19 protein-coding genes are annotated in these 24,468 nt (G+C 69.8%); 9 read left to right on the top strand and 10 right to left on the bottom strand.

Annotated features, from left to right (window positions below; genetic code table 11):
- The 9 genes from NW895_RS29925 to NW895_RS29965 form a co-directional block, all read right to left on the bottom strand.
- Complete coding sequence (locus NW895_RS29925; protein ID WP_289939458.1) at positions 1–2,553, bottom strand: amino acid adenylation domain-containing protein; 2,553 nt, start codon at positions 2,551–2,553, stop codon at positions 1–3.
- Positions 2,550–5,099, bottom strand: a complete 2,550-nt coding sequence (locus NW895_RS29930; RefSeq protein ID WP_289939459.1) for a Pls/PosA family non-ribosomal peptide synthetase — start codon at positions 5,097–5,099, stop codon at positions 2,550–2,552. The genes NW895_RS29925 and NW895_RS29930 overlap by 4 nt, the downstream gene beginning before the upstream one ends.
- A gap of 171 nt (positions 5,100–5,270) precedes the next feature.
- On the bottom strand, positions 5,271–5,963 hold the full coding sequence (locus tag NW895_RS29935; RefSeq protein WP_289939460.1) for a glycoside hydrolase family 11 protein: 693 nt from the start codon (positions 5,961–5,963) through the stop codon (positions 5,271–5,273).
- 89 nt (positions 5,964–6,052) lie between these two features.
- Positions 6,053–6,673, bottom strand: a complete 621-nt coding sequence (locus tag NW895_RS29940; RefSeq protein WP_289939461.1) for a DUF998 domain-containing protein — start codon at positions 6,671–6,673, stop codon at positions 6,053–6,055.
- Between the two features lie 84 nt (positions 6,674–6,757).
- Positions 6,758–7,978 (bottom strand): ROK family transcriptional regulator, encoded by a 1,221-nt coding sequence (locus tag NW895_RS29945; protein ID WP_289939463.1) that lies wholly within the window; start codon positions 7,976–7,978, stop codon positions 6,758–6,760.
- A gap of 29 nt (positions 7,979–8,007) precedes the next feature.
- Entirely contained in the window at positions 8,008–10,587 is a 2,580-nt protein-coding gene (locus NW895_RS29950; RefSeq protein WP_289939464.1) for a beta-galactosidase, read from the bottom strand.
- Entirely contained in the window at positions 10,584–11,504 is a 921-nt protein-coding gene (locus tag NW895_RS29955; protein WP_289939465.1) for a carbohydrate ABC transporter permease, read from the bottom strand. Before NW895_RS29955 ends, NW895_RS29950 begins: the two co-directional genes overlap by 4 nt.
- Entirely contained in the window at positions 11,504–12,397 is an 894-nt protein-coding gene (locus NW895_RS29960; protein WP_289939466.1) for a sugar ABC transporter permease, read from the bottom strand. The genes NW895_RS29955 and NW895_RS29960 overlap by 1 nt, the downstream gene beginning before the upstream one ends.
- Positions 12,398–12,403: 6 nt before the next feature.
- Complete coding sequence (locus tag NW895_RS29965; RefSeq protein WP_289939467.1) at positions 12,404–13,690, bottom strand: sugar ABC transporter substrate-binding protein; 1,287 nt, start codon at positions 13,688–13,690, stop codon at positions 12,404–12,406.
- Positions 13,691–13,872: 182 nt separating this feature from the next.
- Here NW895_RS29965 and NW895_RS29970 point away from each other — a divergent pair, with 182 nt between their 5' ends.
- Positions 13,873–14,343: a tautomerase enzyme gene (locus tag NW895_RS29970; RefSeq protein WP_289939557.1), complete on the top strand. Its 471-nt coding sequence runs from the start codon at positions 13,873–13,875 to the stop codon at positions 14,341–14,343.
- Positions 14,344–14,361: 18 nt separating this feature from the next.
- On the opposite strand, the gene NW895_RS29975 is transcribed toward NW895_RS29970, so the two are convergent.
- Positions 14,362–14,952 (bottom strand): TetR/AcrR family transcriptional regulator, encoded by a 591-nt coding sequence (locus NW895_RS29975; protein WP_289939469.1) that lies wholly within the window; start codon positions 14,950–14,952, stop codon positions 14,362–14,364.
- Between the two features lie 101 nt (positions 14,953–15,053).
- Between NW895_RS29975 and NW895_RS29980 the strand changes: the two genes are divergently transcribed.
- The 8 genes from NW895_RS29980 (at position 15,054) to NW895_RS30015 (ending at position 24,398) form a co-directional block, all read left to right on the top strand.
- Complete coding sequence (locus tag NW895_RS29980) at positions 15,054–15,485, top strand: tautomerase family protein (protein WP_289939471.1); 432 nt, start codon at positions 15,054–15,056, stop codon at positions 15,483–15,485.
- Positions 15,478–16,488 carry an alcohol dehydrogenase catalytic domain-containing protein gene (locus NW895_RS29985; RefSeq protein WP_289939474.1) on the top strand — a complete coding sequence of 337 codons (1,011 nt, stop codon included), beginning with the start codon at positions 15,478–15,480 and terminating at the stop codon, positions 16,486–16,488. Before NW895_RS29980 ends, NW895_RS29985 begins: the two co-directional genes overlap by 8 nt.
- Before the next feature lie 44 nt (positions 16,489–16,532).
- Complete coding sequence (locus tag NW895_RS29990; RefSeq protein WP_289939476.1) at positions 16,533–17,243, top strand: PaaI family thioesterase; 711 nt, start codon at positions 16,533–16,535, stop codon at positions 17,241–17,243.
- Positions 17,244–17,547: 304 nt separating this feature from the next.
- Positions 17,548–18,636 carry a LacI family DNA-binding transcriptional regulator gene (locus tag NW895_RS29995; RefSeq protein ID WP_289939559.1) on the top strand — a complete coding sequence of 363 codons (1,089 nt, stop codon included), beginning with the start codon at positions 17,548–17,550 and terminating at the stop codon, positions 18,634–18,636.
- Positions 18,637–19,010: 374 nt separating this feature from the next.
- Positions 19,011–20,402: an extracellular solute-binding protein gene (locus NW895_RS30000; RefSeq protein ID WP_289939478.1), complete on the top strand. Its 1,392-nt coding sequence runs from the start codon at positions 19,011–19,013 to the stop codon at positions 20,400–20,402.
- A gap of 1 nt (position 20,403) precedes the next feature.
- The gene (locus NW895_RS30005; RefSeq protein ID WP_289939480.1) at positions 20,404–21,282 is read left to right on the top strand and encodes a sugar ABC transporter permease; all 879 of its coding nucleotides are present in this window, start codon (positions 20,404–20,406) and stop codon (positions 21,280–21,282) included.
- A gap of 92 nt (positions 21,283–21,374) precedes the next feature.
- Positions 21,375–22,205, top strand: coding sequence for a carbohydrate ABC transporter permease (locus tag NW895_RS30010; protein WP_289939560.1), 831 nt, complete (start codon positions 21,375–21,377; stop codon positions 22,203–22,205).
- 48 nt (positions 22,206–22,253) lie between these two features.
- The gene (locus NW895_RS30015) at positions 22,254–24,398 is read left to right on the top strand and encodes a beta-galactosidase (protein ID WP_289939483.1); all 2,145 of its coding nucleotides are present in this window, start codon (positions 22,254–22,256) and stop codon (positions 24,396–24,398) included.
- Positions 24,399–24,468: the final 70 nt, after the last annotated feature.

The following is a 24,468-nucleotide window of genomic DNA, read 5'->3' on the forward strand; positions in this document are numbered from 1 at the left end:
TCAGGAGGAAGCCCGTGGTCCGGCGGGACGCAGGACGGGGTGCGGCGGCGTGGACCTGTCGTCGACCGTGCGGGCCAGGTCGGCCAGGACCGGGTGGCGCGTGAGGTCCGTGATGTCCACGGCGCGGTCCAGGGCGATCGCGAGTCGCAGCGCGGCGAGAGAGGTGCCGCCCCGGTCGAAGAAGTGGTCGTGCCGGCGGATCCTGTGTTCCGGGATGTCGAGCACCTGGGCCCATACGGCGGCCAGCCGCTGCTCGGTCGGCGTGCGGGGCGCGTCGTGGTCCTCCCCGGCCGTGCCGGGCTCGGTGCCGTCGGCTGCCGCGTGGGGCACTTCGGCGTCGAGCTGTGCGGCGAGTGCGGTCAGTGCTTTCCTGTCGACCTTGCCGTTGGCGGTCAGGGGCAGGCTCGGCCGCCAGTGGAAGGCCGACGGGATCATGTACGCGGGCAGCGCTTCGGCCAGCCGCTCCCTGAGGAGGCCGTCGTCCAGCGGGCCCCGACCGGAGCAGAAGGCCACCAGGCGCCCTTCGGCGGCCACCACGGCACCGTCGCGGACACCGGGCACGCGCAGCAGGGCGCTCTCGACCTCACCGATCTCGATCCGGAAGCCGCGGATCTTGACCTGGCTGTCCCGGCGGCCGAGGAACTCCAGCTTTCCCCCGGGCAGCCAGCGGCCGTGGTCACCGCCCCGGTAGAGCCGCCGGCCCTCGCGGTGCGGATCCGCCATGAAGGCCTGCCGGGTGCGCTCGGGGTCGTTGACGTAGCCGCGGCCGACGCAGATCCCGGAGAACACGATCGCGCCGGGGGCGCCGAGCGGCACCGGGGACAGGTGCTCGTCGACGACGTAGACGTGCACGTTGTTGACGGGCCGCCCGAGCGGGACCCGTTCGGTGTCCGGGACCCGGTCCATCACCTCGTGGTTGGTGTCGTCCGAGGTCTCGGTCAGCCCGTACGCGTTGACCAGCCTGATTCCGGGCTGGACCGCGAACCAGCGCTGGACGAGTTCCTTCCTCAGCGCCTCGCCGGTGACGGACACGCACCGCAGGCTGGGCAGTCGGCGCGGGTGCCGCTCAAGGTAGGACACGACGGCGTCGAGGTACGACGGTACGACCTGGAGCACCGAGACCCCGCCGCGGGCGATCGTGTCGACGAACCGCGGGACGTCCAGGATGGCGTCCTGTTCCACGAGCAGGGTCCGCCCGCCGGCCAGGAGCGCGGAGAGCAGTTGCCACAGTGAGATGTCGAAGCACTGGGGCGCGGTCTGCGCGACCACCTGCCCTTCGCCGATCCCCAAGTCGTCGATCTTGGCGCGGAGATGGTTGAGCATGCCCGCGTGTTCGCACATGGCTCCCTTGGGCTCGCCGGTGGAACCGGACGTGAAGTAGATGTAGGCCGGCTGGTCCGGCGCGACGTCGACGGCGAGGTCCGAGTCCGGGTGGTGCTCGGCGTAGGCGGCGTCGGTGGAGAGCTTCCTGACGGCGGGCAGCGCGTCGAGGGCCCGGTCGAGCATCGTGGTGCTGCCGGGCTCGGTCAGCACGAGCCGGCACCGGGCCCGGGAGAGCATGGTCGCGATGCGGTCGGCCGGGAAGTGCGGCTCGATGGGCAGGTACACCCCACCGGCCTTGAGGACGGCGAGGACGGCGGCCGCCCAGTGCAGGTTCCGCTCGGTCACCACCGCGACGACGCCTTCGCGGCCGAGCCCTCTCGCCAGCAGGGCTCGCGCCAGCCGGTTGGCCCGCGCGTCGAGGTCCCGGTAGGTCCATCGCCGGTCGCCCTGTACGGCCGCGACGGCGTCCGGGTGCGCCCTGACGCGCTGCTCGAACAGTTCGTGGGCGCGGCGGTCGGGCAGCTCCCTGCGGGGTCCGGCGAGCTCGTCGATCTGGAAGCGGTACTCCTCGGTGGAGAGCAGGCTCTGCCGGCCGTGTGCGGCGTCCGGATCGGTGGCGACCAGGGTGAGTGCGGTGAGGTGGTAGCCCACGATCCTGGCGGCGCAGTCCGCGTCGAGCGCGTCGGTCCGGTACCGCAGCCGCAGCGCCGGCCGGTCGCCGCGTCGCCGGATCTCCACCCGCAGTACGGCATTCTCGCCGAGTACGGGGGCGCTCCCGCCGGTCGGGTCGAACACGGCCTCGGTCGACGGTCCGGGCAGACCCAGCTCGCGCCTGAGAGCGTCTACGGGAAAGTCCTTGTGCAGCAGCAGTTCCGACTCGGCCCGGTGGGTGCGCAGCACCAGCGCCCGCCACGAGTCGGGTTCGGTGGTCAGGGGGCAGGGCAACGGCGGGCCGCCGCCCACGGCGACGTATCCGGTCGTGACCTCGCGCTCGCCGGACAGCGCGGCGAGCACTTTGGCGTGGGCGGCCAGGAGCACCGAGCCGAGCGGTACGGCCAGTTCGTCCGCCAGACGGCTCAGCGCGGCCACCAGGTCCTGGGGCAGGGTCGTCTCGTGCGCGGCGACCCGGGGCACCGGGTCGAGGGTCCATCGGGGGACCGTGGTGGCCCCGCCGGCGGTGAGCACCTCCCGCCAGTACGTCCGGCCGGCCTCCGGAAGCGGCGTTGTCATGTGCCCTGCCTTCCCTCACCCCTGCTGTGCGGGCGGAGCGGCCTCGCCGGGTTCCCGCCCCACCATGCGCCCCGTGGGACGGTCTCTCCCTTCATGAGGAAGGAGTCAGGGGCGAGCACCGCCCCGTCGTCCACCGTCACGCCGTAGTGGACGAAGGCGCCGACCCCGAGGGTGCAGCCGGAGCCGATCGTGCTGTGGTCGGACTTGAAGGTGCCGTCCTCCTGGGAGTGGCACTGGATCACGCTGCCGTGGTTGAGCGTGCAGCCGTCCCCGATGGTGGCCATGGTCCGTTCGGTCAGATAGCAGCCGTCGTCGAAGACCCTGCTGCCGATCCGGACTCCCAGCAGCCGCCATATCAGGTTCTTGAACGGGGTGCCGTCGAAGATGCGGAGGTACGTCTCCGAGGGCACCTTCCAGTAGCGCTCGCGCTGCCAGAAGCGCGGGTCGTAGATGGAGCAGAGCAGCGGCCTCAGGGGGCGGAACACCGTGACGACGCGTTCCACGCACACGAAGTACACGGCGGTGAACCCCACGGCGAGAACGTCGGCCAGCGCGATCGCCGGCGCGCCGAACGAGAGGTAGAGCTCTGTGGCTGCCGCGGTGAGCAGGGCGAGGCCGAAGATGTAGATCCATCGCGTCAGCAGGTACCACCCCATGGTGGCGGCGTTGTGCCTGTTCTTGCCGGCGAGGCCGCGCCGCAGTTCCTCGGGGCTCTTGAACCGGTCGAACCTGCTGTCCCGCAGTACCGACCGGGGAATCTCGAAGCTGGGCGAGCCCAGCAGCCCGACACCCTCGCGGACCTCCCCGTCGACCGGCACGGCGACCTTCGTCGCGAGGAGACAGTTGTCGCCCGTCCTGCCCTGGGTGGGGTACGCGATCCGGTTCCCGAGGAAGTTGCGCGGCCCGATCGACGCCCGGGACACGCGGAAGGCGGTACTGGAGAAGTCGGCGTTCACGATCGACAGCCCGTCGGCGATCATCGTCCCGCGCCCGACGGAGCTCAGGAACGGCGTCTCGTGCTTCATCTCCGTACCGAAGTTCGACCCGGTCTGTTCGACCCGGGAGAGGTCGTAACCGAGGCAGCGCAGATAGTGGACGATGCCCGAGCTGTCCCCGAACAGGCGCTTGAGGAACCTCCAGTTGGTCATGAGCGAGATCGCCCGGTGCACGCTGTACTGGAAGCCGTACAGGCAGTAGACCCTGCCCGGTGTGATGGCCAGGCTGAGCAGACGGGGAACGGTGGACAGGACGAGAAGACCGGCGGGAACGGCACCGAAGACGAACACGAAGGAGAACACCAGGGCGTCGCGGTAGAACGTCCACTCCGTGAAGATCGCGGGCCCCGGTTCCAGAGCCGTGCTGAGCTGCGGTACCCCGGCGAGCAGCGCGGAGACGCCGCCGACCGCCGCCGGCACGTACAGGGCCAGTGCGACCAGCAGCTGCAGAGCGCTGTGGACCGCCCTGCGCAACGCACCGCAGCGGGCCGATCCCACCACCTGGTAGTCCACGTCGGTCCGCTGTGCCGGCGATCCGTGCCAGTGCTCGCCGTCGGGCACGGTCTGCCCGCGGTGCAGCGAGGAGGCGTGCCCGAGCTGGGCCCCGTCACCCAGCGAGGTGTCGATGTCGATCACCGTGGCCTCGCTGACCAGCACGTTTCTCCCGAAGGTGACCGGGCCGGTCTGGATCAGTCCGGCGTGGGCCCGGTAACAGGCGAAGGACGAGTCCTTGCGGATGACCGTGCCGTCACCGATGGTGAGCAGGTCGGTGCACACGGGCACGCTCCGGGACAGGACCACGGCGCCGCTCCCGACCTTCGCGCCCAGCGCCCTCAGGTAGAGCAGGTAGACCGGCGAGCCGCTGAACAGCACCAGTGGGTCCGACCGGACCAGCGTCCTGACGATCCAGAAGCGGACGTACGCAAGGCTCCAGACCTGGATCTGCCGGGGCGTCCACCGGCCGATGAGCGTCCACTTCGCAAGGACGGGAAGGGCACACAGTCCGAGGAAGGCCGCGCTGCCGAAGAGGACCGACCGCAGGTACACGTCGGCCACGCCGGATCCGGCGGAGATCCACTCGTAGCCCCGTGCGGCGACGAGGGCGATGAGGCAGGTGTAGCCGGCGAAGGCCAGGAACTGCAGTACGCCGCACAGGACGTACTGTGCCCTTCCCGCCGGGCGCTGAACGGGTGTCGGGGCCGGAGCCGACACCGCAGCTCCGGCGGTCGGCTCGGTGGGGGGCGCGGGCGGGGTGGTCGCGAGCGCCGTGGCGAGACTCCTGATCGTCGGGTGCCGATAGACGTCCTTCATCGACACCGGCGGCACGTCCGCCCGTTTCCTGACCCGTGCGCAGAAGTGCGCCATCACCAGGCTGTCAGCGCCCAGTTCGTTGAAGAAGTGACCGTCGACCGGCACCCGCTCGGTGTGCAGGACGCCGGCCAGCACCGCGGCGAGGATCCTCTCGGTCTCGGCCGGGTGGTCGTCCCCGTCCAGGACGGCCGTGGATTCCTGCGAAGCGGAGGGCAACGTTTCCACCGGCTTGTCCACCATGCGAGCTCCGTGAGAAATTCCGAGGGGCCGAAGTCACGTGTCCATGCACTTCATTCGGCACCGCGGCGCGGATGGATCTCGCATTCGGTGAATTCGCCGCCCGTACTCGGGCGCGCAAGGGCGGTGCCGGAAGGGTGCGCAAGCCCTTCGCGGCACACGCCCCTGCTTGACTCAGGCGTTCACCGTGATGTTGGAGCTCCCGCTGCTCCGGTAGCCCTCGGTCGCGAGGATCATGTAGTAGTTGAAGCTGCCCAGCCTCATTCCGGCACGGGCCCACGCGTCGAAGTGGTTCCCCGTGGTGATGGTTCCGCCCGTCCTCTTCGACTGCCGGACGCTCCAGTACTGGTTGAACGTTCGTATGCCCTCGACGGACGGGGCGTTGTACCGCGTCGTCTGGTAGATGTCGTACGTACCGCCGTCGCTGGTCACGGTTCCCTTGTAGGTTCCTGTCGGCCGGTACGTGCCCCAGTTGTCGACGATGTAGTACTCCACGAGCGGGTTCGACGTCCACCCGTAGAGGGTCAGATAGCCGTTGCCGGACGGTGCGAAGCTGCCCGAGTAGCGCACCGTTCGCCGTCCGCCGTTGCTCCAGCCCTTGCCGCAGACGAAGTTCCCGCAGTTGGTCCAGGAGGTCCGGTAGTTGCCACCGGACGACAGCGTCATGGCGACCGATCCGCCGCCGTCGGTCCAGAACGAGTAGTAGAAGCCGTTGTCGGTGCCGGTCTGGTTGCGGGTGATGGTCGTGTCGGCGTGGGCGGTGCCGGGCACCATCAGGCCCGACGCGGTGGCCAGCGCTAAGGCACCGGTGCCACCGATGAGTTTCCTGCGGCTGATCCGGGCGGTGGAGCCGTCGTTCTCGGACATGCTTCCTCCTTGTGACAGCCGACGGAGGGTACCGACGGCCGGTGGGGGGTCTGTCACCGCCGTAAGTGTTGGTTTGGCCGGTGAAGGTGTCAACAGTCGGTTTCCTCGCCGAAAATTTCGCTGTCGGTCCGGTCGGAGCGGCGCAGGCAGGAGGCAACGACCACAAAGGGCCACAGGGACTGAAGGAACGTCACCAGCCGCTCGGCGATGCCGATGACGCCGTGACCGTGTATTTCGATCAGAAACCATCCTGCGGCGACGCCCATCAGTGCGGTCGCCACGATGGAGGGCGCGGGCCGCAGCGCCCACGGTGCGTATCCGCTGCGATCGGCGGCCAGCACCGGCCACACCGCCAGGAGTGTGAATCCGACCGCGGCGACCGACCCGTGGCGCAGGGAGCCCCCACTGCTCGGTGCCGGAAGCAGTGCCACCACCAACGCCGCCGCTCCACCCCCACCCAGCGCCACACGTCCGGCGAGTGCGGCCGCGCGCAGCCCCCAAGCGGTCAGCAGGTGACAGACGCCCAGGGCGAACAAGGCAGCGGTCATCACCCAGAACCCGGCAGAGCCGTACGCCGCCAGCACGCTGATCGTCTGAGTGGCGGGGTCGTAGGCGGGCCCTTCGAGCAGCCCCGCGATCGTCCAGCCTCCGGCCAGCAGGACGGGCGCACATCCCGACGAGAGCAAAGCCCACCTGGGCACAAGTCGCATCAGATCACCGTAGAACACCCAGACCGCCTGACCGTGGGAACGCCGGGGGTCCGAGCCGCGGAGCGGATCGTCGGCCGGGTGACGCTATGGCCTGGTCCTGCCGGGGCTCGCCAGGCCGAGTCGCGTGAGGAACCGCTCGAGGGTGAAGGTTGCCATGCCGAGGGCCACGCCGTTGCCGGGGACCTGGGACGCCTCGACGGTGAGGTCGGGCAGGGAGCCGGGCATCACATGGTCGGGGAGCTCGTCACGCACGGCGGGCACGAGCCAGTCGGCCAGCGCTTCGGAGGTCCAGCCGGTCAGGGTGACGGCGGGAATGTTGAGCAGGTTGACCAGGTCGCCGAGGGCCGCGGCGAGGTAGTGCGAGGTACGGCGGGCGAGGTCCGTCAGCGCCGGATCGCCCGCGGCGAGGCCGTCGGCGACCGCCTCGACGAACTCGCGTTGCCGTGCCTGCCTGAGCGCGGGGTGTTCCGGGTCGATCTCGGCGAGCGTCGTCTCCAGACCGTGCACGCCGAGATAGGCCTCGACACAACCGCGGCGGCCGCAGCGGCACGGCCGTCCGTCGAGCTGGAGCAGCGTGTGGCCCCACTCGCCGGCGTTGTTGGTGACGCCTCGGATGAGCGCACCGTCGATGGCCAGCCCCGCGCCGACTCCGGTGCCGAGGTTGACCACGGCCAGGCTGTCGACGGCACGCCCGGCCCCGAACCACATCTCGGACAGGATGACCGCCTTGAGCGGGTTGTCGACGTACACGGGGATCCGGAGGCGCTTCTCCAGCAGGTCCTCGATGTGGACGTCGTGCCAGTCCCAGTTCGGCGCGAAGACCGAGACGCCCGCGTCGGGGTGGACGTGGCCCGGCATGCTGACACCGACGCCCATGACGCGGTCGCGCTCGGTCGAGCTGGCCTCGATGGCCGACTCGATCGCGTGGACGATCCCGCCCACGACATAGGCCTGGTCGTTCTCGTGCTCGTCCAGGGCGACCTCTCCGTGGCCGAGCGTGCCGAGCGCGAGGTCGTACACCGTGGCGTCGACGTACGTCTCGGCGACGTCGACACCGACGATCCGCCCGCGGTCGGGATCGATGGTGAGCCGCTCCTGCGGCCGTCCCCCGGTGTTCCGCTCCACGGTGGCGATGTGCAGCACGCCCTCGGAGAGGAACTCGGTGACCAGTGTGGCCACGGTCGCCGTGCTGAGTCCGGTGTGCCGGGCGAGTTCCTGGCGGGTGGACGGCCCGAGTTCGAACAGCGCGTGCAACACCTCGAAACGGTTCTCGTTCCGAAGATCACGGGCCGTGCGCCGGGCCACCCTTCCCCCTCAACCGTTCTCGACCGGGCTCAACCGTTCGGAGACTCCAGCCATAGCCTACGAAGCTCCGGATCGCCCTGCCCGTCGATACCCCTGAGCAGCAGGGTCAGCCCGGACCATCCCGCCGGAACCCAGAGTACGTCCGGGTCTCCACCCGAGAAGGCCGGTCGGTCGCCGACCCAGACGCGCCCCACGCACTCCCCGGCGGCCCAGCCGGTCGCGCGGAGCTGTGACCCGTCCAGCCTCACCAGGAAGCCGTCGTCGGACGGCGGGAGGTCGATGTCGAGCCATGCCTCCTCACCGGGTTCCAGAGCCAGCGGCAGCCGGATGTCCTGCGCGGGACCTTTCCCGGCGGCGAAGCCGGTCAGCAGTTCGTCGTCCTGCACGGCGCACGACCAGTCCGTCACCGGTTCGAGGCTCAGCAGCTCTGCGCGCAGTCCGCCGCCACTCGGGTGGTGCGGCAACGTCACCGCGACCTGACGGGTACCGGCGGGCAGCAGGACCCAGGGGTCCTCGGCGTGGACGGTGCTCGGCTCGCCGTCGTCCACGGTCACGCGCACCGGCTCGACCACACCCCGCAGGTGCAGGGCCGACACGGTGGTCGACCGGATGTCGCGCGTGTAGGTGACGGGGACGCCGACGCGGGTGCTGCTCCAGCCGCCGAGCTCCCGTGTGGGCGCCGGTGCGCCCGCCCAGTGGCCACGCACCGTCCACAGGGCCGACAGGTCCTGCACGTTCCGGACCGCCCACAGCGTGCCGAGTCCGCGCAGCGCGCCGAGGCGGAGCGCGGGCAGACGCGCGTCGTCGAAGTTCGCGTGCCCCCAGATCTCCACCACGGCCTCGATCGGGGCGTTGCCCGTCACCTCATGGACGTCGATGCGCTGTGCCGCACCGAATCCGGCGACCGGCGGCTGGACCCGGCCCGCGATCGACAGGTCGACGATGTCCGCCGCGCCGACGAGCAGCAGTTCGTCGACGCCTGTCAGATCCGCCGTGGTCCGGTAGGTGCCGCGTCCCCGGTACACGCCGAGCGACTCCAGCGTCGGCGGCACCGCGTGGCTGCCCGCCGGCTTCTCCGGGGCGGCGGCCGACCGCCGTCGAACCGCCCGTACGGCGGCCGGCGGCGTCGTGCCCTGCGGAGGGGGCACGTCGGTCAGCCGCACCGTGCCGTCCCGGTCCAGCGCCCGGAGGCGTGCGGCATCCGGCGGCGCCAGCACGACGAGCGTCAGTCCCGCGACGGTCGTCCGCTCGGGCGCGCCGGTCGTCGGCGCGGGGATCTCGACGTGGGTGCCGCCCAGGACGACGGTGACCGGCACCTCGGAGGAGAACGCCAGCGCGCCGTCCGTCGCCGCCACCAGATCCGCCGACGCCAGTGTCAGCGTCGTGTCGCAGCCCCAGGACCGCAGCGGCACGTCCACCAGCATCAGCGGACACGAGTCCGGCGCGACGGCGACCGGCACGCCGTTCACGACCGCCGTGCCCGGTGCCGTGCCCAGGTTCGGGACGGCGACCAGCCGGCCGCCTTCCTGAAGGTCCAGAGCCGACGCCGACGAACTGGTCGGAAAGTCGGCGGTCACCTCCACGCGGGACACGGTCGGCGTGGCGAGCGCCAGCCGGGATCCCAGCGCGTCGATCACCCGCGCGAGTACCTGCGCCTGGATGTACTCCGGCCGTTCGGCACCGGTGGACGAGACGTATCCGCCGAAGTCGTAGCCGTGGCTCATGAAGTTGCCGGGGTTGCCCCAGTTCCCGCTGGACGGCGTGTAGCCGAAGTTCCACCCGGACGACTGCAGATAGGGCGCGATCAGCGACGCGCCGCTCGCCAGCAACCGCCGTAGCGTCCGATGACGCCGGTTCGTCTCGGTGATCAGCAGCGGCACGCCTCGGTCCGCCAGCAGCCCGGTGTAGCGCCGCACTTCGGCCTCGATGTGCGGGGAGTCGTCGTCCGGGTAGAAGTTGCACGCCGGTACGACGCCGGGGACGTTTCCGGTGGCGCCCTCGATATCGCCCTGCCCGGCGCAGGCGATCAACGGCACGGTGATGCCGTGACGGATCGCCTGGTCACGCAGGGCGGTCAGATATCCGGTGCGGTCCTCGCAGTCGAAGAAGTCCAGCTCGTTCTCCAGCTGCACCATGACGACCGGGCCCCCGGCCGGGTACTGCCGAGCGGTCAGCAGAGGCAGCACCCGGTCGAACCACGCGGTGACCTGGGCGAGAAAGCGCGGTTCGTTCTGACGGACCCGCAGGTCGGGATCGAGGCCCAGCCAGGCCGGCAACGCGCCGCCGTCCCACTCGGAGCAGATGTACGGACCTGGCCGCGCGATGACGTACAGCCCGGCCTCGTGCGCCAGGTCCAGGAAGGCGGCGACGTCCCGTCCGCCCTCGAAGGACCAGCGGCCGGGTGCCGTCTCGTGGAAGTTCCACGGCAGATAGACGTCGACGCAGGTGTATCCCGACGCCCGCACCTGTTCGAGCCGCGCCCGCCACTGCTCGCGCGGTAGGCGGAAGTAGAACAGCGACGCACACAGCAGGACGCGTGGACGGCCGTCGATCCGGATGCACCGGGCGTCGAGCTCGATGCCCTTGTTGACGATGGCCGGCCGCCTCACTTGACCCCCGCGCTTCCGCCGCTGATGTCCATTTCGTACAGGTACCGCTGGCCGAGGTAGTAGACGGCGATCATCGGCAGGGTGAGCAGGATCGAACCGACCATCACCAGGTTCCACGGTGGCGCCTGCAGGGCCTGCGAGGTACTGGTGATGTACTGCACGCCGAGCGCCAACGGCATCTTCGACTCGTCGTTCAGATAGATCAACGGCCCCATGAAGTCACCCCAGTTGTACGTCAGGGTGAAGATGCCGATCGCGATCAGCACCGGCCTCAGCATCGGGAACATGATCCGCCGGTAGATGCCGAAGAAGCCGAGCCCGTCCACCATGGCGGCCTCGTCGAGCTGGCTCGGCAGGCGGGAGACGAACTGGCGTACCAGGAAGACGTTGAAGGCGTTGGAGAAGAAGTTCGGCACGATCAGCGGCAGATAGGTGTTCACCCAGCCCAGGTCCCGGAAGAGGATGAACTGCGGGATCATCGTGATCTGTGCCGGGATCATCATCGTGGCGATGACGATCAGGAACAGCGCGTTCTTCCCGGGTGCCCTGAGCCGTGCGAACGCGTAGCCGACGAGGCCGCTCGACACCACCTGGCCGACCACGGACCCCACCGAGATGATCAGCGAGTTCACCAGGAACCGGCCCATGGGCAGGTCCGTTCCGAACACCCGGGTGAAGTTCTCCCAGTGGAACTCGTGCGGGATGATCGTGAAGGTGTTGGCGTTGACCGTCTGGTCGCTCGACAGCGCGATCGACACGACGAACACCAGGGGGGTCGAGAGGATCGCCGACACGATGATCAGGGTCGCGTAGGTGAACGGTGTCGCCCGGAACGCCCGCACCGTGTGGGTGATACGGCGCCGCCCGCGCTCTTGGTGTTCCTGCTGCGGCGCGGCGGTGGAGATGACGGCGGCCATCACTTGACCTCGGTTTCGTAGAACACCCAGCGCCGGGTGGTGCGGAAGGCGAGCAGCGTGAACACCAGGATCACCGCGAACAGCAGCCAGGAGATCGCTGACGCGTACCCCATGTGGTAGTAGGAGAACGCCTGGTCGAACAGCAACGGCACCATCGTCTGGCTGGCGTTGTAGGCGCCTGCCTGGGCCTTGGTGAGGATGTACACCTGGGAGAACACCTGGAACGCGCCGATCAGCCCCATCACCAGGTTGAAGAAGATGATCGGCGTCAGATGCGGCACGGTGATGCTCCAGAACTGCCGCACCGCGCCCGCGCCGTCGACCTCGGCCGCCTCGTACAGCTCCCGCGGAATGCCCTTCATGGCCGCGAGCAGCAGGACGGTCGCGCTGCCGGCACCCCACACCGACAGCAGGATCAGGGCGGGTTTGACCCAGGTCGGGTCCAGCAGCCACGACGGCCCCGGGATGCCGATCGCTCCGAGCATCTTGTTGAAGGGACCCGACGGGGCGAGCACCATCTTGAAGATCATGGCCGTGGCGACCAGCGGGACCAGGGTCGGCAGGTAGATCAGGGTGCGGAACACCTTGCGGGCACGAACCTGCTTGTTGAGCAGGTTCGCCAGCCACAGCCCGATCACCAGTCCGAGCGGGACCGATATCGCCGCGTAGTAACAGGTGTTCCACAGCGCCTTCCAGAAGGCGGGATCATCGGTCAGCAGCTTCACGTAGTTCTGCAGACCGACCCACTTGGGCGGCGTGAAGGAATCCCAGTCCGTCAGCGACAGGTAGATCGACGCGACCATCGGTCCGAGCAGGAATACGAGGAACCCGACGATCCACGGTGAGGCGAACAGGTAGAACCAGAGCGCCTCGCGGCGCCGCAGCTTCGACATCACCCGTCATCCCGCGGACTGGATGATCGACTCAAGGTTCTTCTGGACCGCGGTGAGCGCGGCCCGGGCGTCCCTCTGCTTGCCGAGCCAGAAGTCGGCCAGCCCCTTGTCGAAGGCCGTCTGCATCTCGTTCCACTCCGGGATGAACGGTTCGTGGAAGACGAAGGAGCTCGACTCGGCGAACACGTTCATGTCCACCGGCGTCTTCATCCACGCCGGCTTGAGGAACGCGTCGCTCCGCTGCACCTCCAGGTTGGCCGGCACGTCCTCACCCGAGGCGATGATCTGCTGCTGGGCCTCCGGCGAGGTGAGGAAGTCGATCGCCTTGAACGCGTTCGTGGGGTTCTTCGCGGTACGGGAGATGGCGAGGCCGCTACCGAAGGCCGTCACCGCCTGCTTCTTGCCACGCCACAGTGGCGCGATATCCCACTCGAACTTGGTCTGCGCGAGGCCACTGATGGCCCAGAACCCGGTGGTGTTGACACCGACCTTCCCATTGGCGAACGCTTGGTCACCGCCGATGTCAGCGCCCATGTCGGCGTACTGCTTGGGAGTCGGCACCACGCCGTGCTTGAAGACCAGGTCGCCCGCCCACTGCAGCGCCTCGACGACCTCGTCGGTCGCGACGGCCGGCTTGCCGTTGGCGTCGATGATGGTGCCGCCGTTCTGGTACACGAAGCTCCACCACTGGGCCCACCACCCCGCGCCGCCGTAGCCCCACGTCCTGCCCGGAACCGTCAGCTCCTTGAACGCGTCGAGCGCGTCGTCCCACGTCCAGTCCGCCGTCGGCGCCTTGATGCCCTTCTTCTCGAAGAGGGTCTTGTTGTAGTACACGATCATCGCGCCGGAGCGGTCGGGTATCGCGTAGAGCTTGCCCTGGTAGGAGTAGATCGAACCGATCGAGCCGAATCGTTTCTTCGGGTCCAGACCCGCACTCTTGGCGAGGTCGTCGAGCGGCCTGAGCTGGTTCTTGCTGGAGTACACGTTGACGTTCTCGGCGACCTGCATGATGTCCGGGCCGTTGCCGCCCGCGATCATCGTCTGCACCTTCTGCGGGTAGGAGTCGCCCGGGATCAGCTGGAGCTTGACCTTCAGCTCCGGGTGCTTCTTCACCAGCAGGTCGATGCGCTTCTGGTAGGTCTTCCGGTCGGCCTCGCCACCCCACACGGTCATCACCAGAGGGTCGTCGCTCGAACCGCTGCCGGAGCCGCACGCCGTGAGCGTGATGACGCCCGCCGCGACTCCGAGTCCAAGAAGACTGCGACGTGAGAGGTTCACGTTCTCAAGCGTCATGGCACTGCCCTTCCTTGACGTGTGCAAACGCGCTGGAGGCCCCCCGACGACCAGAGCTGGCTTCGATTGGCCGTTAAACTAACCATCGTTTTTACCCACGACAAGACCTTGTTTCCGACTGGTTTCAGACCTCGGCCGGGCACCGCTCCACCCACCCCCTCCATGACGACCGTCATAGAAAGCTGTACGGTCGGCCTACACCGAAGGGGCGCCTGAGCCCGGAGCAGCGCCGCGCCCTGGCCGAGACGCTGACCGACGCCGTGCTCGTGCCCGAAGTGGGGCAGTTCGCGCCGGCCGCCCGGGCCGGATTCCAGGTGCACTTCATGGAGCGCGAGCCGGACATGATGGCCATCGGTGGCCGTCTGCTGGCGGATGCCGGCCAGCGGCCCGACGTCATGGTGATCGACGTGGCCGTCATGGACGGGGACTGGCGCCGCGAGGTCCGGGCCGAGGTCATCGAGCGCATCCTGTCCGCACTGGCCGACGCCTGCGGACTGCCGGAGCCGTCGCCGGCCTGGTGGGTCACCTTCCGGGTCGTCGAGGAAGGCAGCTGGGGCTCCGGCGGCGGCGTCCTCTCCATCCTCTCCCTCCTGGAGAGCGGCGTGTTCACCGAGGAGAAGGCGAAGGCGATCCGCGCCGCGATCGGCGCCTGAGCCGAGGGCCCTCGCCCCTCAGGCCGGGCGGTCGAGCGCGCCGGCGATCAGGGCTTCGAGCTGCTGCGCGACCTGGTCCAGGGGTTGCATGCTGCGCTTGGCGCGGCACATGGCGATGGCGCCCTCGACGGAGGCCACGATGAGGGCCGCCAGCCCTGGAGCCTGGTCGGAGGTGGCACCGTGCTCACGCAGCGCCTCGGCGAGCAGCCGCTCCCAGCCCTCGAACGCCTCGGCCGCGGCGACGAGGGCCGGCGGGGTCTCCTCGGCCGGCGGCTCCTCCACGGCGACGGCCAGGACCGGGCAGCCGGCGCGGAAGTCGCTGTCGATGACGATGCCGCGCCACAGGGCCAGAAAGGCGCGCAGTCCGGCGACGGGGCCCGCGTCCAGTTCCTTGCGCAGGAGGCGAGCGACCGCCTCGCCCGCGTACCGCACCGCCTCGGTGGCCAGTTGCTGCTTGCCCTCCGGGAAGTAGTGGTAGGTCGAGCCGAGCGGCGCCTTGGCGTGTTTGGCCAGCTCCCGGATGCTCGTGGCGCTCAGACCGCGCCTGCTGATCATGTCGGCCGCACCGGCCACGATGCGCTCGCGCGACGGCGCGCTGGGCTTGGCCAAGACCGTGCTCCCCTCTGGCTATAACGCACGTCATAGTCTAGCGTGACCGTGGTCTATAACGACTGTCATAGCCCGTGTCCAGCCGAAGGGGAGACTTCGTCATGCCGATGATCCGGCTCACCGCACCACACGGTGCCCTGGCCGAGGAGGGCCGCAGGACGGTCCAGCGCGATCTGGCCGCCGTCCTGCTGCGCTGGGAGGGAGCGCCCGACACCGCGTTCTTCCGCGCCCAGGCGTGGAGTTACCTCGTCGAGCTCCCTGAAGGGGCCCAGACCACCGCCGAGGACGACGCGCCCCGTTTCCTGGTGGAGGTGACGGTTCCGCAGGGCGCGCTGTCCGAGCGGCGCAAGAGCGGACTGGTCGAGGACGTCACCAGGAGCGTGCTCGCGGCGGCCGGGCTCTCCCCGGACGACGCCCTGCGGGTGTGGGTGCTGGTGCACGAGCAGCCCGACGGCACCTGGGGCGCCGGAGGCTCCGTGATCCGCTACGCCGACCTGGTGGCTCTGGCGAAGGGACAGCAGGCCGATGCGTGAGCTGACCTACGTGGCCCGCCATACCGTCGAGTGGCGCGAGGCGCCCGACCCCGAACTCCGGTCCGGCCAGGAGGCGATCGTCGCCCCCGTGGCCGCCACCTCCTGCGACGTCGACTCCGCGATCCTGGCCGGGCACGGCTTCATCGACCCGCCGTTCGCCCTGGGGCACGAGTGCGTGGCCCGCGTCGTCGAGACCGGTGACGCCGTCACCACCGTGGCCCCCGGCGACCTGGTCGTCGTGCCCTGGTCCATCAACTGCGGCACCTGCGACAACTGCCGCGCGGGACTGACCGCGCACTGCACGGCCGTACCGCACATGGCCATGTACGGCGCACCCATCGGCGGCACCTGGGGCGGGCTCTTCTCCGACCTGGTCCGTGTCCCCTGGGCGGACGCCATGCTGGTGCCCCTGCCCGGCGGTCTGGACCCCGTCGCCATGGCGTCCGCCGGCGACAACTGGTCCTTGTCGTGGCGTCTGGTCGCGCCCCATCTGAAGAACCGGCCCGAAGCCCGCGTCCTGGTCGTCGCCCGGGGCAGCATCGGCCTCTACGTGTGCGACATCGCCCGCGCCCTCGGCGCCTCCAGCGTCCTGTACGTCGACCCCGACCCCGAGCACCGCGAGATCGCCCGCGGCTACGGCGCCGCCACCGCCGAGACGCTTGAGCCCGTCCGGCACGGCTTCGACATCGCGGTGGAGGCGACGGGCCGGGTCGACCAGCTGGCCCTGGCCGTCAAGTCCCTCGTACCGGAGGGCGTTTGCGAGTCGGCGGGCAACCACTTCCGCCCCGGTGAGCTGCCGCTGCTCGACATGTACCTCACCGGCGTCACCCTGCGCATCGCCCGCGACAACGTCCGCAACCACATCCCCGACGCCCTCGCTCTCGCCGGATCCGGCAAGGTCGACCCGGCCCGGGTCGTCTCCCACGTCCTCGACTGGGACCAACTCCCCGACGCACTGCCCGAGAAGCGCCTCAAGCCCGTCTTCGTCCGCGCCGACGGCTGACCGCGCCACGCTCCCGCCCCACCTCCCCCGACCCGAGAAACCCGATGAACGCACCACTGCCCGAAACGGCCACGGACCCCGGCCCCGCGAGACCGACAGAAGAACAACTCGCCCATCAGCGGGCGGCGATCGCCGCACTCGGCCACGAACTGCGGTCCCTGGTGGACGCCACCGTACGCACCGCGGCCTCGGCGGACGTCCTGCACCACGTTGCGGACGGTGTGCGTCGGCTCGCCGGACAGCTGACCGGCCGACAGCGCGCACCGGCAGAGATACCCGCCGTGGACGAGTTCCCCGGAGGGGTCCGGATGTACAGCCCCGTCACCGGAGCCGGCAGCCCCCTCGCCCCGCCCCTGCGGGTGACGCAGGACGCCGACGGCATCGTCGGCCGCTGCACCCTCGGCATCGCCCACGAAGGCCCGCCCGGCTACGGACACGGCGGCATGAGCGCCATGCTGCTGGACGAGGTCATGGGCTGGGCCTGCGTCGCGGCCGGAACGCCGGGCATGACGGTCTCCCTGCAGGTGCGGTACCACCGACCCGTGCCGCTGGAGACCCCCCTACGGGTCTACGCCCGCGTCACGGGGACCGAGGGCCGCAAGGTCTTCGTGGCCGGGTCGATCAGCGTCGAGGGGGACCCGTCGACCGCCGTGGTCACCGCGGACGGCACCTTCGTCTCGCCCGACCCCGACCGCACCCGCGCTCTGTTCCCGGCCATGCAAGGACCGCCGCGAACAGCCGGCCCTCCCCGCTGACCCGCCGCACGGCTTTCAGCACGGCGTCATCAGCGACACCGCCCGGTACCGGTCACGGCTCCCGTCGAGAGCCGGGCGGCAGTTGAACCCAGGTGCGGTTCCGTGAACGATCCCCACCGACCCCTTGACGGCTCCTCTATGACTGCGTAGACATGACTACGCAGACATGACAGCGCAGTCAGGCGGCCTCGGACACGAGTCGGGCAGGCGGTGTCTGACACCATAGGGCTGGATCGTGCGGTCGGCGGGAGGTGCCATGACGCGAGGGACAGGGCGGGGCGGTAGCTCCGCCGCGCCGAGCAGCATGGACGTGGCCCGCGTGGCCGGGGTCTCCCAGAAGACGGTGTCGAGGGTCTTCAACGATGAGCCGTACGTCTCCGCGGAGGTGCGCCGACGCGTCCTGGAAGCCGCCGAGCAGCTCGGTTACCGGCGCAACAGTGCCGCCCGGGCACTGGCCTCCGGACGCACCCGCTCCATCGGCGTGGTCACGCTGGGCACAGCCCTGTACGGGCCGGCCTCACTGCTCATGGGTGTCGAGCGGGTCGTCCGCGACACGGGCTACGCACTCCGCGTGGTCAACTCGGTGGAAGGCGACCTTGCGGGCATCGCGGGCGCCGTGGACTCGCTCCTCGACCAGGGCGTGGACGGCATCGTCATCTCCGAACCGATCGACGAGGCCGGAGAGGACGGAGACGTGACCCTCCGCGTCGCCGTGCCGGTCCTCGTCATCGGCGCCCCGCCGCCCGTCACCGCGCCCACGGTGCTGACCGTGGGCGACGGTGCCGACCTGATGGCGCGTACCGCGACCGAACACCTGCTGGGACTCGGTCATCCGACGGTTCATCACCTGGCCGGTCCACAGCGCTGGTACGCCGCCCGGGACCGCCTGGAAGGATGGCGAGCGACGCTGACGGCACACGGCAGAGACGTACCTCCGGTCATCGCGGGCGACTGGTCGGCCGCGTCCGGGTACGCGGCCGGGCGCGAACTGGCCGAGGACGGTGACGTCACCGCGGTCTTCGCCGCCAACGACGACATGGCGATCGGTCTCATCCACGCGCTCACGGAGGCCGGACGGCGCGTACCGGAGGACGTCAGCGTCGTCGGCTTCGACGACATTCCGGTCGCCGCCCATGTGGCTCCTCCCCTGACCACGGTGCGGCAGCCGTTCGACGCCGTGGCGCAGGAGGGACTCAAGCGTCTCGTGCACGTCATCGAGAACCCGGAGGCAGCCCCCTTGACGGCCAGTGACCCACCGGTCGATCTCATCATCCGCGCCTCGACCGCGCCGCCGCCGAACCGGACGACCCCGGCTCGCGGGCGGCGCGCCGCCTCCCGTTCCCGACGGGGAAAGCCCGATCCGTCGCTCTCGAACGGAGGCCCCGCCACCTGACACCGAATGACACCGGCCTGCCCGCGCGGCAACGGCCCATGACCGAAGCGTGACCCCAGGGCAAGCCGCCCGACCGGTCACTGCCCGGCCGCTCCGGGCGCGCCCCTCGCCCCGGGCGACGCGCGCGGTCACCCCTGATCCCAGCATGCCCTGAGCCGGCTCGGAGCACCCTGTACGGGGCTCCCTCACCTCTTCTCTCCGGCCGCGATCTCCGCCTCCGCAACACATGGCGCGTCGTCGGCCCCGTCCACCTGGACGCGCCCCGGCCATGCCGGCGTTCCAGCCCGGTCGCGCGTCCGCGCCTTCCGTCCCACACCCCTTCGGCACGCCCTCGCCAGGCATGCCGCCACCTTCGCCATCGGCGGGAGTTCACCATGCCCCGAACCACATTCCTGTCCAGCGCGTCCCCGATGAGCCGTCGGCTGTTCCTCACCACGACGGGCGCCCTCTCCTTCGGCGCCGCCCTCACTGCTTGCGGCGGCGGTGACAACGGCGGTTCCTCCGCCGCCGGCAAGCCGGTCAGCCGCGCCGACATCGACAAGGCGATGAAGACGCCGACCGAGCTGACGTTCTGGACCTGGGTACCGAACATCGACAAGGAGGTCGCCCTCTTCGAGAAGAAGTACCCGGCCGTCAAGGTCAAGGTCGTCAACGCCGGTCAGGGCACCCCGCAGTACACCAAGCTGCGTACGGCGCTCAAGGCCGGCAGCGGCGCCCCGGACATGGTGCAGATCGAGTACCAGGCGATCCCGACCTTCACGATCACGGACAGCCTGCTGGACCTTCGGCCCTACGGCGCCGCCACGCTCAAGGACGAGTTCGTCGACTGGACTTGGGGCCAGGTCAGCGGCAGCGACGGCGAGGTCTGGGCGATCCCGCAGGACACCGGCCCGATGGGCATGCTGTACCGGAAGGACATCTTCGACAAGCACGGCATCGAAGTGCCGGGCACCTGGGACGAGTTCGCCGAAGCAGCGCGCAAGCTGCACAAGGCCGACCCCGGCGTGTACCTCACCAACCTCGCGGCCAACCAGGTCGCCGCCTGGCACGGGCTGCTGTGGCAGGCGGGTGCCAGGCCGTACGTCGTCTCCGGCAAGAGCGACATCACCATCAGCGTCGACGACGCGGTGTCGAAGAAACTCGGCGCGTACTGGGGTGGGCTGGCGAAGGAGGGGGTCATCGGTGTCGAGCCGGACTTCACCGATGCCTGGTACGCGGCGCTCAACAAGGGCAAGTACGCGACCTGGATCACCGCGGCCTGGGGCCCGGTCTTTCTCTCCGGTTCGGCCAAGGCCACCGCCGGCAAATGGCGGGCGGCGCCGCTGCCGCAGTGGGACGCCGCCAAGCCCAGCTCGGGCAACTGGGGCGGCTCGACGACGGCGGTCATCCGGTCGACCAAGAATCCCATCGCGGCCGCCCTGTTCGCGCAGTTCCTCAACAGCGACCCGGCGAGCGCCAAGATGTTCGCCACCGAGCAGTTCTTCTTCCCGGCGACGAAGGCCCTCCTCACCGACCCCGACTTCGCCTCGGACGCTCCGTCGTTCTACGGCGGTCAGAAGGTCAACCAGGTCTTCGCCGGCATCAGCGACACGGTCAATGCCTCGTTCCAGTGGCCTCCCTTCCTGGACAAGGCGGCGACGGACTGGACCGAGACGGTCGGCAAGTCTCTGGCCGACAAGACCGACACGGTCGCCGCGCTGGGCACGTGGCAGACGCGCCTGACCACGTACGCCAAGGGTCAGGGCTTCACCGTCAAGGGGGGCTGAGATGGCTGCCACGCACCGTCGTCGATCAGCGGGGCCGCTGTTCGTCGCACCGTTCATGGTGCTGTTCCTGCTGCTCTTCCTCGCCCCACTCGGCTATGCCGCGTACCTCAGCCTGTTCCAGGAGCGACTGGTCGGCGGAAGGGTGTTCGTCGGTCTCGACAACTACGTCCAGGCCCTGAGCGACGCGCAGTTCCTGGGCGGTGTCGGCCGCGTCGCGCTGTTCTTCGTGCTCCAGGTCCCCGTGATGCTGCTGCTGGCGCTGCTGTTCGCGCTCGCGCTCGACAGTGGTCTGCTGCGCCTCGCGCGCGTGATCCGGCTGGGCATCTTCGTTCCCTACGCCGTGCCGAGCGTGGTCGCCGCGCTCATGTGGGGCTATCTGTACGGCCCGGACTTCGGCCCCTTCGCCCAGCTGAGCCGCACGCTGGAGCTGCCGGCCCCGCACTTCCTCAGCGACGGCTGGATGCTCGGCAGCCTGGCGAACATCGTGACGTGGGAGTTCGTCGGCTACAACATGATCATCCTGTACGCCGCCCTGCGTACGATCCCGCAGGAGTTGTACGAGGCGGCCGCGATGGACGGTGCCGGTGCCTGGCGCATCGCCTGGTCGGTCAAGCTCCCCGCGCTCCGCCCGGCGCTGCTGCTCACCCTGCTGTTCTCCGTGATCGGCAGCTTCCAGCTGTTCAACGAACCGAACCTGCTGATGAAGATCGCCCCGGACGTGATCAGCAGTTCCTACACCGCCAACCTCTACGCCTACTCCCTGGCCTTCACCGGCCAGCAGGTCAACTACGCGGCCACGGTGTCCTTCCTCCTGGGCCTCGTCATCGTGATCGCCTCCTACGGCGTCCTGCTCACCGCGAACCGCAGGGGGACCCCGTGACGACGACACCGCCGGCCACGGCCGCCGCGACGACGACGCAGCCGGCGCGCACCGCCCACGCGAAAACGCACTCGGCCCGCCGCAGCACCCCGCTGACGATCGCCATGCTGGCCGCCCTGGCCTACTTCCTCCTTCCCCTCCTGTGGCTGCTGATCGCCTCGACCAAGAGCACACAGGACCTGTTCAACAGCTTCGGCCTGTGGTTCTCCGACACTCCGCAACTGCTGACGAACATCAAGGAGACCTTCACCCAGGACGACGGGGTGTTCGCGCACTGGCTGCTCAACACGATGCTGTACGCCGTCGTCAGCGCGGTCGGCGCCGCGCTGCTCGCGGCCGCCGGAGGGTACGGGTTCGCCAAGTTCCGCTTCCGCGGTGACCGGGCCGCCCTCAACCTCGTACTCGGCGCCGTCATGGTCCCGACCACCGCCCTGGCGATCCCGACCTATCTGCTCTTCGCGAAGGCGGGCCTGGTCAACACCCCCTGGGCGATCATCCTGCCCTCGCTCGTGAACCCGTTCGGCCTGTATCTCATGCGTATCCACGCCCAGGACGCGGTCCCCGACAGCATCCTGGAGGCTGCCCGCATCGACGGCGCGGGCGAGGCGCGGATCTTCTTCCGCATCGCCCTCAGGCTGCTGGGCCCCGGCCTGGTCACGGTCCTGCTCTTCACACTGGTCGCCACCTGGAACAACTACTTCCTGCCGCTGATCATGCTCAACGACCCGAACCTGTACCCCATCACGGTCGGCCTCTCCTCCTGGGCGGCCCAGGCGCAGAACGGTGGAGCGGGCGCCAGCAGCGACATGCTCGCGCTGGTCGTGACCGGCTCGCTGATCTCGATCGTTCCGCTGGTCGTGGCCTTCCTCATGCTCCAGCGCTACTGGCAGAGCGGTCTGGCCACCGGCGGCGTCAAGCAGTAGGGCACGCAGTCCCCGTACCACTCCCCCACTCTTCGGAGGTTCCCTTTCATGGCGGCTCTGCCTGCCCGCGTCCTCTTCGGCGCCGCGTACTACCACGAGTACCAGCCCTACGAACGGCCCGGCGAACGCCTCAAGACGGACCTGGACCTGATGGCCGACGCCCACGTCACCGTGATCCGGGTCGGCGAGTCCGTCTGGTCCACCTGGGAACCGGAGAACGGCCGCTTCGACCTCGACTGGCTCCAGCCGGTCCTCGACGGCGCCCATGAACGCGGCATCTCCGTCGTCCTCGGCACCCCCACGTACGCCGTCCCTCCGTGGCTGGCCCGCCAGTACCCGGAGATCACGGGCGAGTACGCCACGGGGCAGCGCCTCGGCTGGGGCGCCCGACAGGAGGTCGACTTCACCCATCCCGCCTTCCGGTTCCACGCCGAACGAGTCGTCCGCAGGATCGTCTCCCGGTACGCGGACCACCCGGCCGTCGTCGGTTTCCAGGTGGACAACGAACCCGGCCTGCACCTCTTCCACAACCGCGGTGTCTTCCAGCGCTTCGTGGACCATCTGCGCGAGAAGTACGGCGACGTGGAAACCCTCAACCGTGCATGGGGCCTGGTCTACTGGTCCCATCGCCTGTCGACATGGGCCGACCTGTGGACGCCGGACGGAAACGAACAGCCTCAGTACGACGTCGCCTGGCGCGAGTTCCAGGCCCGCCAGGTCACCGAGTTCATCGGCTGGCAGGCCGACATCGTCCGCGAGTACGCCCGGCCCGAGCAGTTCGTCACCACCTGTATCTCCTACACCCGCCAGGGGGTCGAGGACGACGAGCTGACCGACCGCCTCGACATCGCCTCCGGCAACCCGTACTACGACATGCAGGACGGCCTCCTCCTGCCGGACTCCACGCCCGACGTCCATGAGCAGATCTGGAAGACCACCGGTGTGTGGGCTCTGTACCAGACCGCCGACTGGATGTTCTCCTCCCGTCAGGCACCGTTCCTGGTGACCGAGACCAACGCCGGCTCGATCGGTTTCCCCTGGGACAACCGCCCCGCCTACGACGGCCAGTGGCGGCAGGCCGCCTGGGCGCTCGTCGCGCGCGGGGCCCGCATGATCGAGTACTGGCACTGGCACACGCTGCACTTCGGCGCGGAGACCTACTGGGGCGGCATCCTCCCCCACACCGGTCGGCCCGGCCGGACGTACGCGGAACTCGCCCGCCTGGGCGCGGAGTTCGAGACGGCGGGCGGGCTCGTCGCCGGCCTCGAACCGGACGCCGACATCACCATGGTGTACTCGACGCCGAGCAAATGGCTCATGCAGAAGTACCCCCCGCTCGCCAAGCCGGACGGCGAACCGGACCCGGCCGCCTACCACCGCTTCTTCGACCCCTTCTACCGCGGCGCGTTCGACGCCGGGCGCCAGGTCCGCATCGTCCACGCCCGCCAGTTGCACGATCCACGCGGGGAGCGCGAGGGTCTTTCGCCGGAGGAGGCCGTCCGCCGCCACCCGGTCCTCGTCGTCCCGGCGTTGTACCTCGCCGCCGACTCGTCCCTCGACTGGCTGGCCGCCTACGCCCATGCGGGCGGCCACCTGGTCCTCGGACCGCGCACCGGTTACGCCGACCAGGAGGCCCGGGCCCGCACCGAGCCGGCCCCCGGACGTCTCGGCGACGCCGCGGGCGTCACCTACGACGAGTTCAGCAACCTCGTGCGGGAGGTCCCCGTGCGGTCGGCACCCGGCGCCCCCCTCGACCTCCCCGACGGCGCGACCGGGACGCGCTGGGCGGACGGCCTGACCGTCACCGACGCCGACGTACTCGCCACGTACGACCATCCGCACTTCGGCCGCTGGCCCGCGGTCACCACCCGCCGTCACGGCGAGGGCCGCGTGACGTACGTCGGCACGGTGCCCGGCCGTGACCTCGCCCGGGCACTGGCCGAGTGGCTGACACCGTCCTCACGGCACGCATGGCAGGACCTCCCCGCGTCCGTCACGGCCGCGACGGGCACCTCCACGGACGGACGCCGGGTCCACATCGTCCACAACTGGAGCTGGGAGCCCGCGAGCGTCATCACGCCGGTGGAGCTGTCCGACGTCCTGACCGGCGCGTTCCTCCCCGCGGGAGCGTCACTGAACCTCGGAGCGTGGGAGGTACGCGTGCTCGTCTTCGCCGGCACCCCCGAGGCCTGAGGCCTCGAACCGTTCCTGATCCGTCCCCGAAGGAGGGGCTGTGCACAGAAGAAGACTCGCAAGAGCGCTG

The sequence above is a fragment of the Streptomyces sp. S.PNR 29 genome (assembly GCF_030386795.1).
Classification (GTDB): Bacteria; Actinomycetota; Actinomycetes; order Streptomycetales; family Streptomycetaceae; genus Streptomyces.